The 16,820-nt window shown below is 66.1% G+C and carries 12 protein-coding genes; 4 read left to right on the top strand and 8 right to left on the bottom strand.

Annotated features, from left to right (window positions below; genetic code table 11):
• Positions 1 to 175 precede the first annotated feature (175 nt).
• Both QMF22_RS11910 and QMF22_RS11915 read right to left on the bottom strand, forming a co-directional pair.
• Positions 176 to 1,855, bottom strand: a complete 1,680-nt coding sequence (locus QMF22_RS11910; protein WP_283453816.1) for a flotillin family protein — start codon at positions 1,853 to 1,855, stop codon at positions 176 to 178.
• 239 nt (positions 1,856 to 2,094) lie between these two features.
• Complete coding sequence (locus tag QMF22_RS11915; protein ID WP_283453818.1) at positions 2,095 to 4,395, bottom strand: caspase family protein; 2,301 nt, start codon at positions 4,393 to 4,395, stop codon at positions 2,095 to 2,097.
• Between the two features lie 143 nt (positions 4,396 to 4,538).
• Between QMF22_RS11915 and QMF22_RS11920 the strand changes: the two genes are divergently transcribed.
• Positions 4,539 to 6,275, top strand: coding sequence for a gluzincin family metallopeptidase (locus tag QMF22_RS11920; RefSeq protein ID WP_283453820.1), 1,737 nt, complete (start codon positions 4,539 to 4,541; stop codon positions 6,273 to 6,275).
• Positions 6,276 to 6,278: 3 nt separating this feature from the next.
• Here QMF22_RS11920 and QMF22_RS11925 read toward each other — a convergent pair whose 3' ends face one another.
• Positions 6,279 to 7,130 carry a caspase family protein gene (locus QMF22_RS11925; RefSeq protein ID WP_283453822.1) on the bottom strand — a complete coding sequence of 284 codons (852 nt, stop codon included), beginning with the start codon at positions 7,128 to 7,130 and terminating at the stop codon, positions 6,279 to 6,281.
• A gap of 249 nt (positions 7,131 to 7,379) precedes the next feature.
• Between QMF22_RS11925 and QMF22_RS11930 the strand changes: the two genes are divergently transcribed.
• A complete protein-coding gene (locus QMF22_RS11930; RefSeq protein ID WP_283453824.1) occupies positions 7,380 to 8,144 on the top strand; it encodes an AfsR/SARP family transcriptional regulator in 765 nt (254 codons plus the stop codon).
• A gap of 139 nt (positions 8,145 to 8,283) precedes the next feature.
• On the opposite strand, the gene pflA is transcribed toward QMF22_RS11930, so the two are convergent.
• The 3 genes from pflA to QMF22_RS11945 all read right to left on the bottom strand — a co-directional run bounded on the left by pflA (position 8,284) and on the right by QMF22_RS11945 (position 13,145).
• Positions 8,284 to 9,075 (bottom strand): pyruvate formate-lyase-activating protein, encoded by a 792-nt coding sequence (gene pflA / locus QMF22_RS11935; protein WP_283453826.1) that lies wholly within the window; start codon positions 9,073 to 9,075, stop codon positions 8,284 to 8,286.
• A 1-nt stretch (position 9,076) separates the two neighbouring features.
• On the bottom strand, positions 9,077 to 11,353 hold the full coding sequence (pflB, locus tag QMF22_RS11940; RefSeq protein ID WP_283453828.1) for a formate C-acetyltransferase: 2,277 nt from the start codon (positions 11,351 to 11,353) through the stop codon (positions 9,077 to 9,079).
• A 70-nt stretch (positions 11,354 to 11,423) separates the two neighbouring features.
• Positions 11,424 to 13,145, bottom strand: a complete 1,722-nt coding sequence (locus tag QMF22_RS11945) for an AMP-binding protein (protein ID WP_283453830.1) — start codon at positions 13,143 to 13,145, stop codon at positions 11,424 to 11,426.
• Positions 13,146 to 13,245: 100 nt separating this feature from the next.
• On the opposite strand from QMF22_RS11945, the gene QMF22_RS11950 reads away from it, so the two are divergent.
• Both QMF22_RS11950 and QMF22_RS11955 read left to right on the top strand, forming a co-directional pair.
• On the top strand, positions 13,246 to 14,190 hold the full coding sequence (locus QMF22_RS11950; protein ID WP_283453832.1) for an ornithine cyclodeaminase family protein: 945 nt from the start codon (positions 13,246 to 13,248) through the stop codon (positions 14,188 to 14,190).
• A gap of 27 nt (positions 14,191 to 14,217) precedes the next feature.
• Entirely contained in the window at positions 14,218 to 14,718 is a 501-nt protein-coding gene (locus QMF22_RS11955; protein WP_283453834.1) for a GNAT family N-acetyltransferase, read from the top strand.
• A gap of 15 nt (positions 14,719 to 14,733) precedes the next feature.
• Here QMF22_RS11955 and QMF22_RS11960 read toward each other — a convergent pair whose 3' ends face one another.
• Both QMF22_RS11960 and QMF22_RS11965 read right to left on the bottom strand, forming a co-directional pair.
• Positions 14,734 to 15,270: a DUF1003 domain-containing protein gene (locus tag QMF22_RS11960; RefSeq protein WP_349357091.1), complete on the bottom strand. Its 537-nt coding sequence runs from the start codon at positions 15,268 to 15,270 to the stop codon at positions 14,734 to 14,736.
• Between the two features lie 690 nt (positions 15,271 to 15,960).
• Positions 15,961 to 16,641 carry a GntR family transcriptional regulator gene (locus QMF22_RS11965; protein ID WP_283453836.1) on the bottom strand — a complete coding sequence of 227 codons (681 nt, stop codon included), beginning with the start codon at positions 16,639 to 16,641 and terminating at the stop codon, positions 15,961 to 15,963.
• Positions 16,642 to 16,820 lie beyond the last annotated feature (179 nt).

Consider the following 16,820-nt stretch of genomic DNA (forward strand, 5'->3'; position numbering starts at 1 on the left):
CGCCCCGTCGAAGGAACCGTGTCCGTGCCATCCGCTCCGTTCACCGTCGTTGCGGCGAAGGAATCCACCGTGCTCGTCGCCGAAGACTGCAACGCCAACCCCCACGGCCCCGGCTGCTGACCGGGCCGCACTACCCCACGGCCCGGAGTGGAAACCGGGCCGCGGGGCTACATTGCTAAGGCAGCAGGCGGTCCCCGGCCTTTTTCGGCAGCCGGGCTGCCGCCGCGCGGGCGATTGCTGTCGCGGCTTCGTCGGCAACTGCGTCAAAGTCGACGCCGTTGATCGAATCAGAAACGGATGCTTCCGCTGCCGACCGTGCAGCTGCGGCAGCGGTCGCCGCCGAGGCACCAACCGATGGTGACGCCGCTGCTGAAGGCGCTGCCGCTGAAGGCGCGGTAGCCACCGAGGGCGACGCAGGGCCGGCCCCGGTCGAACGCGACGACGCACCAGCCGGAGCAGCAGGGGAAGCGGATGCGCCACTGTGCGCGGGCGCGGCGTCCCGCAGGGCGGCTCCGGCCGTTCCGCCGAGCAGCCCACCGAGGAGATCCTTGATACCGATTCCCATGGTGGAGCCGAGCACGGCGTCGACCTCGCTGAAGCCCGACGCAACGTTCTTCGAGAGCTGGCTGGCACCATCCGTTGAAATGACCGTGAGCTGGTCGATGTTGCCCATCGGGGCGGCGAGCTCGTGTGCGATCTGCGGAAGCATTTCGACCAGGCGCAGCTGGATGAGCGCCTCGGACTGCTGGGCGACGGCCTCGGCCGAGAGTCGGGTGGCCGTTGCCTCTGCGGTACCGCGGGCAAGGATGGCGTCGGCCTCGGCCTGGCCCTCCGCGCGGGTGGCGTCGGCGTTGGCGACACGGCTGTCGCGATCGGCGGTGGCCTTGGCCACGGAGGCTTCGGCGGCCGCGATCGCGGTCACGCGGATGCGGTACGCGTCGGCGTCGGCGATTGCGTTAACCTCGGACTCGAGTTCGGCCTTACGCAGGCTGGCGCGTCGCTGGGCGGTGAGTTCCTGCTCCTGTACGATCGCCTGCTGCGCCTTCGCCTCGGCGAGTGGCTTGGAGGCGGCAGCCTCGGCGGCGGCTTTGTCGGTGTCGAGCTGCAGAGCGGCCTTGCGCAGGGCGAGCGTGTTCTGCGCCTCAGCGATGGCCTGCTCGGCGGTGATCAGGGCTTCCTGTGACTCGCGATTGGCCACGTGCTCGGCCACCTCGGCTTGGCGGCGCACCTTGGCCTGCTCGGCACGACCGATGTCGCGGATGTAGTCGTTCTCGTCGGTGATGCCCTTGATCTCAAAGGAGTCGACGTCGAGGCCCTGGTTGGCGAGCGATTCACGAGCCGTCGCGAGCACCGAGCTGCCGAGTTCATCGCGCTTCTGGATGACGGTCATGACGTCGGTCGCTCCGATCGAGGACCGCAGCGAACCGCTCAGTACCTCCTGAGCGAAGCCATCGATGTTCTTGTCCTGCCCGAGAAAGCGCTGCGCGGCAGCGCGAATCGCGGCTGGGTCGTCGCCGACCTTGACGATGGCGACGGCCTCGACCGAGAGCGTGATGCCGTTGCGGTCCTGCGCCACGGCAGTGATCTCAATCGCCCGGCTGCGCAGGCTGATCTTGAACGCCTTCTGAAAGAAGGGGGTGATAAACACGCCCTGTCCGTGCACGACGCGCTGGCCCGATTCCTCGAGCGTGGCACCATCGACGATGGTCTTACGGCTCTTCTTGCCGGTAATGATGAGGGCCTCATCCGGCCCTGCATTCTTATATATCGTCTTGGCGTAGATCAGGCCAATGAGCAGAACCACAACGATCGTGAAAATGATCCCGGGGATCGGGCTGAACAGAAAATCGAGCATGGAGTCCTTCCGAGGCGCAAGCCGCGTACGTCGTTTCGGCGATCCGGTCGAGCGACCTCGGCGCCGATCTGTTCCTCCAGTGTCGCAGGCCACAGCGCCGGATGCGAAAGTCGTCGAGACGCAGTGCCAGCCGGTGTGGCCATTTCGGCCTGCCAACCGTCGTTTCACGGCATCCGCCCTGGCTCATTTCCCTCCCGCGCAGTGGCGCAACTCCTGCGACAGTCGCCAATAGCGGCGGGCTACCCGTCGATGAAGTCCGCAGCGGCGCGCAGGAACGCGGCGGCCGCTAGGGCGCGAGCCGCGGCATCCGTTTCACGAACGCCAGCGCCATCCACCCCACCTGCCTCGCCAGCAGATGCCGCGAGCGGGTCGACCCCGTCCGCGCCGCCCGCAGGCGCTACGCCAGCAGCCGCGTCGAGCAGGGCTGAGATAGCGCCCGGAATCGCTGCCGCGCCGGCCCCAAGGCCTGAAACCGAGCCCGACCCGGTGGCGCCGCCGCCAGCCGAGCCAACACCGCCACCCGCACCCGCGACAGCACCAGCACCAGCACCAGCCAGCGCCCCCAAAAACAGTCGCGACTTCGCCGCCCGCGGACCGTTGAAGTCGGGGTTCTGCCGCGGCTGGCTGGAGAATGCCTCCCGCACCTTGACCAGAAATTCCGCGTTGGTCAGGCGATTCGCGCTCGGAACCACGAGCAGGCTGGCCGCAACGGTGAAGTCACCGTGCCCGCCGGTCTCATAGGCGACCTCGGTGGGCTTGCACGCGCTGAACAACACCTCCCGAGCCAACGCGCGCTTGCCGGCCCGGGCGGGCGTGCCTCGCTTCAAACGGTAGTTCCTGCTCGTCTGCTCATCGGGAATGATGAACCGCGCCCGCCGCCCGTGGGGAACGGATGCCGCACTCAGGTCCGCCACATCGGCCGGCTGCAGCTGCAACCGGCGCTGACCATCACCCGAGTGGCAGGAGTCGAAGAACGCCGTGAGGCTGACGCCATCGGGCAGCTGGTCGAAGATCTCGCCCAGGTCGTCGTCGATGATCAGGTTGCCGTCGCGAAAGTCGATCGGGCAGAGCGCTTCGTCGTACTTCGTCTCCTCGTTGCCAGCCTCGGATTCGTCGCCATCGAGGTCGTCGACGTAGGTGCCATGGCCGGCGTACTGAAAGACCAGCACATCGCCGGCGACACTGCTGGCGACCAGGTCGAGCAGCCCGAGCAGAATGTTCTGCCGGGTCGCCTCCGCGTCGAGCAGGGTACGCACCGCGAACCCGGCGATGCTGAATTGCACAGCCCACGCCTCGGCATCCGCTACGCAGCCGTAGAGGGCATCGCCGCCCGGATAAGCGTTGATACCCACGCAGAGCGCGTGGTGAGTGCCGACCGGCCGTGGCGACGACGGTGCGGGAGCAGGCCAGAGTTCGTCGCCACGGTTCCGGGTCGCCGGAAATGACTGGATGCGCGAACTGCCGGTGACCCGCCGAGCCACGCTGTCCATGGTGGAAATATCGTTGTCGAAACCGCCGTGACTGGTCGAGGTGCTGCGGCTGGTGAGCGGGCCGCTCGTGGTTTTCGACCAGATGATGTCTGCCGCGCCGCCGACCCCGGGTGACCCACTCGCGCCGGAGAGCCCGAACAGCTGAGCCAGCACGGGGTCGGCACGCAGGCATTCCTCGAGGCCGAGAATGGGCGAGAATTCCTCGGGCTCGAACGAGGCCCGCACGAGGTAGAGCAGGGATTTTCCGTAGGCACCGAGGCAGGTGTCGTCGCGTTCGAGTTTCTCGGTCATGGTGAACATGGCGAGGGATTTCACGCCGTGGCCGACCAAGGGCACGATCTGCTTCTCGAAGACGTCGGTGCGCACGGCCGGCGCGAGCAGGCTGAACGTTTCGATGGCCGCCACTCCGGCCCTGAGCGCGGTCGGCAGAAAGAAGGAGTGAAAGATCGACCCGGCGCTGTGCCCGACGGCGTGCACGGTGATCGTGTCGGGATGGGCTGCGCAGTAGGCGCCGAGTGCTTCGGCGACGTAGCGTGCGCCGCCGTCACCGGCCGAGGCTGCCTCCGCCGAACGCTTCATCTGCCCCCAGATCGCCTGGCCCTGCCCGAATCGCGCGGCAAGTTCGAGTACCCGGTCTTTCGCCTCGTCGAGCCAGCCGCGGCGACCCTGGGCCCAGTCGCCGACCGCGCTCGTGATGGCCCCGGCGAGGCTGGTCTCCCAGACGAAGTGGATGGGGTAGACGCCGTTCGACTTCCACCAGTCCACCTGGGTGGCCGCGATGCGCAGCCCGGATTGCTCATCGACGAGCCCGCCGTGGGCATAGAACACCACGGGAACGACGCCGCCGTGCTCGGCCACGAAGGCCGGCAGGTGGGTGGCGAAGATGGCGTCGACGTCTTTCTTCGTGGTCGTGAATGCTCCGGTCGGCGAGAACTTGCCGGCGCTGAGGTTGACCACGTGCGGCCGCAGTTTGTCGAGTTCGCTCTGCGGCAACGGCGGCTGTCGTTTCGTGGACGGTGCCGGCTTCGTGGGGGTCGTCGGTTCGGGCATGGCGCAGGTCCTCTCACGGGTGACGGGCGGGCGCTGCGATTATGGCTCGCACGCGTTACTGCGGTGTTACTGGGCCGCACACCTTGACAGACCCGGGGTTCGGTTGCATATTGCAGACACAAACGGATGCTGCGGGGGTCGCTATGACGACTGGTGCGGAGGCGACCGGTGCGCAGCCGGCCGGAGACACCGTGTCGAGCAACCCGGCGCACAGCGGCCTGCAGGTGAGCCTGACCGTGCTGGCCGAAGGGCCATTCACGAAGGCCAGGGCGGCTGGGCAGGACACGCTGCTCACGACGACCCTGCGAGTGCCGGTCGAGCGCATCGGGCCGGGGCCGCGCAGCGCCCGTTTCGACGTGATCGTGCGGCGCCCGGGCGAGAAGCCGTTCAGTCTCGAGCTCGGATCCCCCACTCCGCCGTGGATGATCGTCGACGAGAAACCTCCCGACACGCTCCCCGAACTGTTGCAGGACAGCCGGTTCTTGGCGCAGCAGGTGTACGCGGTGGCGGCATCCACTCTCGCGCTGTTCGAGTCGACCCTGGGGCGTCGCATGGGCTGGGTCAATGGCGGGAGACTGACTATCAGCGCCTACGACCGGGTCTCCTATCGGGAGTCTGGTTACTATCGCGACGACGGCCTGATTCGCTTTGGGCACAAGCGCGACGGCCGCACCAGCAAGGCGGTGCCGCTCGCCCTGTTTCGTGATCTCGTGGCGCACGAGGTGACCCACGCGATCGTCGATGGCTACCGGCCCAAATGGGCCGACAGCCACGCTGAACTCGACCAGCTCGCCCTGCACGAAGCCATCGCCGACCTCGTTGCGCTGCTGTCGGTGTTCTCGACCCAAAGCCTGGTCGAGCAGCTGCTGACCCAGGCCGAGAACCTCGACCTCGCTACGCTCGACGAAGTCACCCTGCGCGATGACCTGTTTCGCCTCGGCGACGGATTATTCAAACGCGGCACGGCCAGGCCATCGCTAGCCGACGACATCGTGTCCGGCTGGCGCACGCTGTCCGACCCGCACCTGCGTGGCGGCGCAATCGTGCAGGTGCTGCTGCGCGTGGTGGCCCGGCTGTGGCTGCAGCGCCTTGACCTGCCCGGCGGCCGCTCGAGCCTGTACCAGGTGGCGCGCGCCGGGGCATCCGTCGGGCGCCAGGTCTTGAGCATGCTCATTCGCAGCCTCGGCTATATGGGGCCGGTCGATGTGACCTGGGAAGATCTGCTGCGCGGCATTCTCGCCGCCGACCTGGCGGTCGTTCCCGACGACGACCTCGACTATCGGGGCACCGTCGTGACAGCTTTCGCCGAGGCGGGAATCGCGTTGCCGCCGGCCACCGATCTCTCGGGCGTCGCGGAATTTGTGAACCTCCGCTACCCGGTTCGACTGGCCGCGCTGGCTTCGGATCCGGAGGAAATCGTGCGGTTTCTCTGGGAGAACCCCACCCTACTCACGGCGGCGAGAATCGACCCGACCCGGCCGATCGCCGTCGAACGGGTGCGCCCTACCCTGCGGGTCGGCCCCGACGGCTTCGTGGTGTCGGAGATCGGCGCCACCTTCACCCAGGAATTTCGACTGAGCGCCGCGGAAGCCCGCACCCTGGGCCTCGTCACTCGGGCACCGGTGTTTATTCGCGGCGGCGGCCAGCTGCGCTTCGACGAGGGCGGACGCCTCAGCTTCGCGGCCCTCAAACCGATTCTCGACCCTGACCGCCAGCGCGCCAAGCTGGCCGCCGCGCAGTTGGCCACCCGCCGAGCGGATGCCGCCGCTCCCGTCACCCCACCGGCCGCAGCCCCGCCCGTGCCGCAGCGAATTACCCGAAAAATCGCGGCGCCGGCCCCCGAGGTTTCGGCCGACCGCCGGCCGACCTTTCACCCCTGAGTTTCAGAACGCCGTGCCCCACGCCGTCGACTTTCCCGAAGCGGAGGCCTCCAGTTGCGCTCGCTGCGCAAACTTACGCCCGCGCAGCTGCGCGTTGACCTGCTTGATCACCTCACCCCGGCTCGAACCGGACTGCAGCCCGTCCAGCAGAAAGTGCGTGAACGCGCCGTTGTACCGGCCGTCGAAGCTGGCATCGGCGGCGGTCTGGTCGGCGCGGCAGGCGGCGAACAGCACCGGTTTCGCCGCGGCTCTGGAGGTACGAACCAGGTCGCGCAGGGTGCGGGTGTCAGCACCCTCGGCCTCGGCACCGTCCCGGCCGAGCGGTGTCGGCGGCGGTACGAAGCGCGGGCGCCGGTCGTCAAGCGTGGGCACGAGGTCCATGGCGCGCAGCCCGCTGCCGCTGTGACAGGTGTCGAGGATCACATCGAGCAGCACGCCTTTCGGCAGCCGTGCGAACAGGTCGTGCAGCTCGTCGTCGACGATGAGCGAGCCCGGGTCCCACGCGGCGCCGTTCTGCCGCAGGTCGTAGGTGGCGAAGGCCTCATCGACTTGGTCGACTTCGTCACCGTTCATATCGGGCAGCTGCGTGCCGTGGCTCGACATGGTGAAAACGATGTGATCGAGGTGCTCCCCCGGCGTGTTCGCCCGGTCGAGCGCCTCGGTCAACGCGCCAAACACCGCGTCCTTGGTCGCGGCCTGGTCGGTCAGAACGGTGATGCTCGCGTCGGCAAATCCGAAACACGAGGTGAGCAGCGTGCTCACATCGTTGGCATCGTTCACGCAACCATTCAGCCAGCTCGCCATCGGCAGATTCTCGAACTTGTTGATTCCCACGCACAGAGCGAATTGAGTCATGGTGGTCCTCATCCGTCAGAGCCGGTACAAGCGGATGCCGCGGGTGCCGGCTGCACACTCCGCGCGAACCGAGGGTAGCCGCACGGGCGTTACCGGCGAGTTACTCGGACGGCGCTGCCACGGTTCGAAAGCATCCGTTTTGGGGGTGTCGGCATTGACAACCACGCCGGTGCTGGCCATTCTGGGCGGTAGCAGCACCCGTCGTCTCATTGCGGGTCCGCTGTGTACTCTTTCGCGGATCGAGCACTCATGGGATTTTCAGCGGCAGGATTTTCAACGACAGAGGGCTGGGATTTTCGCGTGCTGGGCTACTGGCAGCTGCGCTACAACGGTGTACAGGTCGCGGTCGGCGCACGTCAGCAACGACTGCTCGCCGCCCTCGCCCTGCTGCACGCCCAGCCGCGGCACGTGCTCGCCGCAGTGCTCTGGCCCGACAGCCCCGAGCGTCAGTCGGCCGGAAACCTGCGGGCGAGCGTCTTTCGCATCTCGCACGAATTGCCGCGGCTCCTGAACGCGACTGACCCTCTGCAACTCGACGCCGCGGTGCGCGTTGACCTGCGCGCGGTACGGGAATTGATCACCGAGATCACCCTGAACGGCGCGGGGTCGGTGAGGCCCGAATCGATCGACTTGCTCCAGAAAGCCGACCTGCTGCCGGGCTGGTACGAGGAGTGGGTGATCGACCAGCAAGATCATCTACTGAACCAGCGGGTCGATGCGCTGGAAGCCCTGGCCCGCGCCTATCTGGTCGCCGGCAGTTTCAGCCGCGCCCTCGGGGCAGCACGAGCAGCGGCGGTCGTCGACCCGCTGCGGGAGAGCGCTCAGCATCTGCTCGTACGCTGCCACCTCGCCGAAGACAACTACGCGTCGGCCGTGCAGGTGTACCGCAGTTTTCGGGCACACCTGGGGCGGGAACTCGGCGTCGAACCGTCGGCCCATTTCGCTGAGTTACTCGGGCTGGATTCCGGAGTCATCGACACCCGCCTGCTCGTACGGGCGATGAAAACCAGCTGAGTTCCTGCACGTTTTGCCGGTAAATTTCGCGACACGCCGTGACTTGCAGCTATGGTGACCCGTAGTTTCCGGTCGGTAGCTCGGCGTATCGTGATTCACCCGGCATAGCGTGCAGGACACGTCGCCGCGTGGAACGAAATTAGAACGTCGTGAGGCCGTGCGCGCGAAACTGCTCGCGCACCCGCTCCTGCAGGGCGGCATCCGGCGGTTGCACACGGTGCAGCGGATACGGGATGGCCAGGCGGTTCCATTTGTCCTCGCCCATCTGGTGAAAGGGCAGCACCTCGACCCGGGAGACGTTGGGCCAGCGGGCCACGATCTCGGCGACGGCGTCAACGTTGTCGACGGCGTCGGTCAGCCCGGGAACGAGCACGAAGCGCACCCAGACGTTGGTGCCGCGCGCGCGCAGCCGGTCGCCGAAGGCGATGGTCGGTGCCAGCTCCCGCCCGGTCACCTCGCGGTAGGTGTCGGGCCTGCCCGATTTCACGTCGAGCAGCACGAGGTCGGTGTGATCGAGCAATTCGTCGGAGGCACTCGCGCCGAGATACCCCGAGGTGTCGAGGGTCGTGTGCACGCCGAGCTCATGGCACTCGGCGAACACTCGCGCGACGAAGGCCGGCTGCATGAGCGGCTCCCCGCCGGAGAGCGTCAGACCACCGCCGGTCGCCGTGAACACGGGCCGATACCGACGGATGCGGGCGAGCACGTCGTCGATCGGCGTGAGTGCGCCGTCACGCATTTTCCAGGTGTCCGGGTTGTGGCAGTACTGGCAGCGGAGCAGGCAGCCGGAGAGAAAATAAGTCAGCCGGGTGCCCGGCCCGTCGACCGCGGTCACCAGTTCCCAGGAGTGCACGCTCGCGACCGTGCCGGCGCGATGGGCATCCAGTTGTTCATGGTGAAACTCAGTTTGGCCCAGCTGTATGGCCACCATTTCAGACGCTCGTGTGGAAGGTCCGGCTGATCACGTCGAGCTGCTGCTCGCGGGTGAGTCGCACGAAGTTCACCGCGTAGCCCGACACCCGGATGGTCAGCTGCGGGTAGTTCTCAGGGTGTTCCATGGCATCTTCGAGGGTTTCGCGGTTGAGCACGTTGATGTTGAGGTGGTAACCGTGCGACAGCGTGTAGGCGTCGATCAGGCCGACCAAATTGGTGATCTGCTCCTCGGGCGTGTGGCCGAGCCCGGTCGGCACGACCGTGTTGGTCAGCGAGATACCGTCTTGCGCTTCGGAGTAGGGCAGTTTTGCCACACTCAGGGCCGAGGCGAGCATGCCGTGTGTGTCCCGGCCGTTCATCGGGTTAGCCCCCGGTGCGAAAGGTGCTCCGCCGCGGCGGCCGTCGGGCGTGTTTCCGGTCTTCTTGCCGTAGACCACGTTCGAGGTGATGGTGAGCACCGACTGGGTGTGCACGGCGTTCCGATACGTCGGGTGCGTACGAATCATGGCCATGAAGGTTTCGACGATGGTGACCGCGATGGCATCGACCCGGTCGTCATCGTTGCCGAACGAGGGGTACTCGCCGTCGATCACGTAGTCGACGATGAGGCCGGTGTCGTCTCGCACCGGGCGCACACTAGCGTATTTGATGGCGGCGAGGGAGTCGGCGGCCACGCTGAGGCCGGCCATGCCGCAGGCCATCGTGCGCAGAATGGTGTCGTCGTGCAGGGCCATCTCGAGGCGTTCGTAGGCGTACTTGTCGTGCATGTAGTGGATGCAGTTGAGTGCGTCGACGTAGGTTTCGGCGAGCCATTCGAGGCTCGCGAGGTAGGCGGTCCAGACAGTGTCAAAGTCGAGCACATCCCCGGCCAGCGGTGCGGTGACGGGGGCGATCTGCTCGCCGGTCAGTTCGTCGCGGCCGCCGTTGATGGCGTAGAGCAGCGCCTTGACGACGTTGACCCTGGCACCGAAGAACTGCATCTGCTTGCCGACCCCCATCGGCGAGACACAGCAGGCGATCGCCGCGTCGTCGCCCCAGGCCTCACGAATGAGGTCGTCGGACTCGTACTGAATCGCCGAGGTATCGATGGAGACCTGCGCGCAGAACCGTTTGAATCCCTCCGGCAGGGCGTCGCTCCAGAGCACCGTGAGGTTCGGTTCTGGCGCTGGGCCCAGGTTGTACAGGGTCTGCAGAAACCGGAACGCGGTCTTGACCACGAGGGTGCGCCCGTCGAGACCGATGCCGCCGAGCGATTCGGTCACCCAGGTCGGGTCGCCGGAAAACAGCTGGTCGTATTCCGGGGTGCGCAGAAAACGCACGATCCGCAGCTTGATCACGAGGTCGTCGATGAGTTCCTGCGCCTGGCTCTCGGTCAAGACGCCGGCCTGAAGGTCACGTTCGAGGTAGGCGTCGAGAAAGGCGCTGTTGCGGCCGAACGACATGGCCGCGCCGTTCTGCTCCTTGACCGCTCCGAGGTAGGCGAAGTACAGCCACTGCACCGCTTCGGTCGCGCTGGCAGCCGGCCGGGCAATGTCGAAGCCGTAGGACGCGGCCATCTGAACGAGTTCTTTCAGGGCCCGCACCTGCTCGGCGTTCTCCTCCCGGGAGCGGATGATGTCTTCCGTGCTCGGATGCTCGTCGAGCGCGGCGCGTTCGACCTTCTTAGCCGCGATCAGCGCGGTCACACCATAGAGCGCGACGCGGCGGTAGTCGCCGATGATGCGACCGCGACCGTAGGCGTCCGGCAGCCCGGTGATGAGGTGACTGTGCCTGGCCCGCTTGACGGCCGGCGGATACACGTCGAACACGCCGTCGTTGTGGGTCTTGCGGTACTTCGTGAAGATTGTTTCGAGCTCGGGCGAGACCGGGTAGCCGTAGGTTTCGAGGCTCGTCGCGACCATGCGCCAGCCGCCGTTGGGCATGATGGCGCGCTTGAGCGGAGCATCCGTTTGCAGGCCGACGATGATTTCGTTGGGCCGGTCGATGTAGCCGGGGGCGTGCGCGGTGATCGATGCCGGTGTCGTCGGGTCTACGTCGTAGACGCCGAGCGCCCGCTCCCGGGGAAACATGGCCGACAGGCGGGCCCACAGGCAGAGGGTGCGCTCGGTCGCCCCGGTCAGAAAGTTCGCGTCTTCGGTGAACGGCGTGTAGTTGCACTGAATGAAATCGCGCACGTCAATGCCGTGCTGCCAGGGTCCGGCGGTGAAACCGGCCCAGCCATCGCCGATGCTGGGAGCGGCGGTCGAGGCGGAACGCGGGCTGTCGAGGAGGGTCATACCTCCACGCTAGCGACGGGGCTGGCGGCTGTCTCGGGCCGTAAGTCCCGACTTCTCCGTCAGCGGATGCTTACCGTTTCAGCTCCGGAAACTGGTCGTCGCGCCACTCGTCGGGCAGCCGGGTGCCGGCGGCGGCGGCATCGTCTTCGCGCTCGCGGAGCTCGACCCGGCGGATCTTGCCCGAGATGGTCTTGGGCAGCTCGAAGAATTCCACCCGTCGTACTCGCATATAGGCGGGCAGGCCGGTGCGCGCGTGTCGAAGTACGGCTTCGGCAGTCTCGGCGTTCGGTTCCCAGCCCGGGGCGAGGTGAATGTAGGCCTTGGGAATGTTCAGCCGGGTGGCGTCGGGCGCGGGAACGACGGCGGCCTCGGCGACTGCGGGGTGTTCGAGCAGCACGCTCTCCACCTCGAACGGTGACACCTTGTAGTCGCTCGACTTGAACACGTCGTCGGTGCGGCCGATGAAGGTGAGGTACCCGTCGGCATCCACGTTGGCAACATCGCCGGTGTGAAAGAAGCCGCCGCGAATGGCGTGCGCGGTGAGGTCGGGTTCGCCGTGGTAGCCGCTCATGAGGTTGACCGGGCTCTGGGAGAGGTCGAGGCAGATCTCGCCCTCGTCGGCCGGCAGCTCGGTGATGGGGTCGAGCAGCTTGATCGAGACACCGGGCAGGGGCAGCCCCATCGACCCTGCTTTCAGCACGGATCCGGGCCCGTTTCCGACGATGGCGGTGGTCTCGGTCTGGCCGAACCCGTCGCGGATCGTCAGTTTCCAGCCGTTGTCGATCTGCCGGATGACCTCGGGGTTCAGTGGTTCGCCGGCCGAGAGCAGCTCCCGGAGGGCGGCGGGGCGGGCGCCAACATCCGCTTGGATGAGCATGCGCCAGACCGTGGGCGGCGCACAGAAGGTGCTGACTCTGGCGCGATGCAGCTGCGCAATGAGGGCGTTGGGATCGAACTTGGAGTAGTTGTAGACGAACACGGTCGCCTCGGCGATCCAGGGGGCGAAGAAGCAGCTCCAGGCGTGTTTGCCCCAGCCGGGCGAGCTGATGGCGAGATGCACGTCGCCGGGGCGGAGCCCCAGCCAGTACATGGTGGACAGGTGGCCGACCGGGTAGGAGGTCTGCGAGTGCAGCACCATTTTGGGTTTGCTGGTGGTGCCGGAGGTGAAGTAGATCAGCGAGGGGTCAGCGGATGCGACGACAGTCTCGATAGGCTCCGGCGTGACTCGGTAGGAATCGGCGAAATCGGCCCAGCCGGGTTGCGGGGCACCGACGCCGATGCGCCCGTAGTCGCCGGGAACGTCGGCGAATTTGGCCACGTCGGCCGAGTTGGCGATGACGTGGGTGACGCCGCCGCGCTGCACCCGGTCGGTCAGGTCGTGCGAGGCGAGCACGGCGCTCGTGGGCATGATGACGGCGCCGACCTTCATGATGGCGAGCATGGCTTCCCAGATTTCGCGCTGGTTGCCGAGCATGAGCATGACGTGGTCGCCGCGCCGCACGCCCTGGTGACTGAGCCAGGTGGCGACCTGGTCTGACCGGTGGGCCATTTCGTCGAAAGTGAACTTCTGCTCGCTGCCGTCTTCTTCGACGATCCACAGCGCTATCTTGTCGTTGCCGCGGGCGAGCACATCGAACCAGTCGGTGGCCCAGTTGAAGTGGTCTCCCACGTCTGGCCATTCAAATTGCTGCGCAGCGCGGGCGTGATCGTCGCGCAGGGCCAGAAGCTGGTCGCGCGCTGCCCGGTAGTTGCTCGTGCTCGTGTTGGTGTTCGTGCCCACCTGGTGAGTCATACGCCGTTGTCTCCTCGAACGAGTCGCCAGAGTGAAACGGCGACAGTCCATTCTGGCAGTGCTCGCGGTCGGCCCGCACCGGGCCGATAGTCTGCGAGGGATGACATCTGAAAATGCGCCCGTCCTGCCCGCCATGGTCACGGCCAACGAGATATTCGCGCGGGTCGACTACCGCGCCGCTGTTCGGGCGGTGCAGAAAGCGCTCCTGGGCGGGCTTGACCCGGCGCAGGATTTCGCCCGGCAGGTGCTGCCGGTCGCAAACGGCCAGTTGCTGCTCATGCCCACCGAGGCGCCGGATTTCGTCGGTATCAAGGTGGCGTCAGTCGCTCCGGGCAACCCGGCGCGAGGCGTCGAGCGCATCCAGGGCGTCTACCTGCTGCTCGATGCCGCGACGCTGACCCCGGTCTGCCTGCTTGACGGCGCAGCGATCACGACCCTACGCACTCCGGCCGTGTCGGCCGCCGCCGCCGACGTCCTGGCTCCGGCTACCGTGGAACATCTGGTCGTGTTCGGAACCGGGCCGCAGGCCAGGGGACACATTGAGGCGATGCGAGCCATCCGCTCGATCGATCAAGTGACGATCGTGGCCCGCGACCAGGCCCGTGCCGAATTGTTCGCCGCCCGGGTGCGTGCGAGTAGTCTGCCGGCCCGGGTCGGCATCGCGGCCGATGTCAGTACGGCGCAGCTCATCGTGTGTGCCACGACCGCCCGCACTCCCCTGTTCGACGGAACCCTGGTGCCCGCCGACTGCTGCGTGGTCGCGGTCGGTTCGCACGAAGCGGATGCCCGCGAGCTCGACTCCGGGCTCCTCGCCCGCTCCCAGGTGATCGTCGAAGACCCGGCGACGGCGCTGCGCGAGGCCGGTGATGTGATCATGGCCTCGGCCGAGGGTGTGATTCTGCCGGGCGACCTCGTGCCGTTGCGTGACCTGGCGATCGGTGCGATCGCCGTAGATCTGGGCCGGCCTCGAGTCTTCAAGAGCACGGGTATGTCGTGGGAAGACCTGGTCATCGCAACGGCGGTCTATCGGGCTGGCGAGCTGTGAGAAAAGCGACACGGCTTATCGTTAGGGGTGACCTTCTCGATTCGTTCCTTCGTGCCCGCCGATCTGCCGCGCCTGCTCGCGCTCAACAATGAGGCCGTTCCCGCGGTCAACGAGCTGGATGCCGATGCGCTGACTTCGCTGGCGCTGCACAGCCACCTCGCGTTCGCCGTTGTCGACGACGACGACGTCGCCACGGTGCTCGGCTTCGCCATTCTGTTCGTCGCCGGAGCGGAGTACCAGAGCGAGAACTACCGCTGGTTCTCGGCCCGGTCCACTGATTTTCTCTACGTCGACCGCATCGTCGTGGCCGACGGGTATCGCGGGCAGGGCCTCGGCCAGGTGCTCTACGACGCCATCTTCGGCGCTGCCCGCCGTTTAGAGCTCGCCGAAGTGCTCTGCGAGGTCAACCTGGAGCCGCGGAACCCGGGCTCCCTCGCCTTCCACGACCGGCTCGGCTTTGTCGAGGTCGGCCAGCTGTCGACCAAGGGCGACACCGTCGTCGTGAGCCTGCTGGCGGCATCCGTTTAGTGGGTCGCGGGCCCGTTAGTCGTTTTTCGTGGGCACCGGGCGGGGCAGGTCGAGGCGTTCGAGAATGGCCTGAAGGTCGCCGATCATCGCGAGCTGCCGATTGTTGATCTCCAGCAGCGCTTCGATGTCGGTCTTGGCAGCGATGTTCGTGTCAAAGTCATGCTGGGCCAAGGCTGCGGCGATCGCATCCTGCCGCTTGGCCGAGATGAGCAGAATCGCGCCTTGCAGACCGGCGAGCATGCTCAGGAACAAATTGAGCAGAATGAACGGGTAGGGATCCCACCCTGACGCGAATGAATTCGCCCCGGCCCACAAAATCATGAACAGTATGAAGCCGCCGACAAATTTCCAGCTGCCCATGGAGTTTCGCATGGTGTCGGCGGCCCGCTCCCCCGTGGTCAGGGATTTCTTGTGCTGCTGGTGCCAGGTGATCGTAAGTCCGCGGCGGGCACTCGCGGTCTTCGGCGCGAGGGGCGGCGCCGTAGCAGGACTCGGCTCGGCGGCGGCCGGCCCGGAGGTGCCGGGCGCGGCATTTGTTGACACAGTATTCATGGGCACAGTGTATGGCTGCGGGCTTCAAAAGATCTTGTTGGGGCTTGTACAGCAGCGCCTGCACAGCGCAAACAAATCTCTGTATACACAAACCCCTTTTCGTTGAGAGCACTATTCGGGCTCGCCGCGAATCGCCTGCGATAGAGTCCGTCGAAACGGGGACAGACGAACTGCTCTGTATACACACTTTGTCTGGGAGTTCAAGGGGGAGCGGAAAAATGCTCTCGCCCCCTATGGTCGATCTGACGCGAGTTATCGCTTGCGCAGAACCAAGCCAAGGGACAACCCTCGATGCGAATTACCTGCCCGTTTTGTAAGTCTCAGGCCGACCTGAAACCCAACCCCGCGCAGGCACTGCGCATTACTCTTCCCCTTTACGTTCTCAAGTGCACCGGTTGCGAACGCACCAGCATTCGCGTTGAACCGGTGCGCCTGGCGCACACTCTCGCCACGGCCTAATTGCTCAGCCCACCGCACGGCCGACATCGCCAACCGGTCGCGGACGATTCCCAATTGCAGAAGCGCAGACACCACTGATGATTGCGAGCCGTCCACGTCGGGATGGGTGCTGGTCTCGGCGAATTGCCGTTCAAGCGAGTACCGGATTTCGCGGATCTGAGCCACTTCATTTCGGGAACAGGGCGCCAGCTTCGGAGGGGATGCACCGCAGGTTTCGGCGTCAGTTCAGCCTCAGCCGGCCGAAACGGATGCCGGTGCGCTGGTCAGTCGCGCCAGTGCGTCGTCTTCGTGGTCACTCAGCCGACTTTCGGCCAATGCACCGTCCCCGCCCAGTACAGCCTCGGCGATGCCGCGATGTTCAGCGATCCACTCCTCGGTGACCCGGTACGAGTCCTGCAGCACGGTCAGGCACATGCGCGTCTCGGTCATGAGAGTGCTGTGGATGCGCGCGAGGCTGCGACTGCCACTCAACGCGACGAGGTGTTCGTGAAAGGCCATGTCGGCGTCGCTCATGGCGGCGCGGTCGCCGGTGGCGGCCGCATTCTCCATCTCGGTCACGTTGGCCAGCAAGTTTTCACCGGCGGCGACGTGGTCGGCGCGCACGAGCAGCTTGCAGGCAGCCGATTCGATGGCGGTGCGCAGCACGTACATGTCGCGAATCTCAGCATCCGTCATTTCGATGACGAACAAGCCCCGGTTGCGAATACTGACCAGCAGGCCCTCCTGAGTCAGCCGCTGCATGGCTTCGCGCAGCGGACCCCGACTGACGCCGAGCTCGCGGGCGAGTTCGGCCTCGCCCAGTTGCGACCCGGGGGCCACCTCGCCGTGGGCGATCGCGTACCGCAGCTTGCGGGCGATGATCGACGGGGTGGATTCCTGAATGACGGGTTCCAATGAATATCGCTGGGGCATACCCTTCACAGTTCTTTCTTGAGTGAGTGTCTGAGGTGCACGGAATGAGAATTCCACTGTCGATGCGACCCGGTTGAGCTGACTGTCAATTGTCTACAATTCTAGCTCAAGCTCCCGAAAATGTCGTCCGATTCGAGCAATCCCGTTTGGGGGCTTGACGAACAGTCCTGGATCGGAGG

The sequence above is a fragment of the Cryobacterium sp. PH31-L1 genome, assembly GCF_030063145.1.
Classification (GTDB): domain Bacteria; phylum Actinomycetota; class Actinomycetes; order Actinomycetales; family Microbacteriaceae; genus Cryobacterium.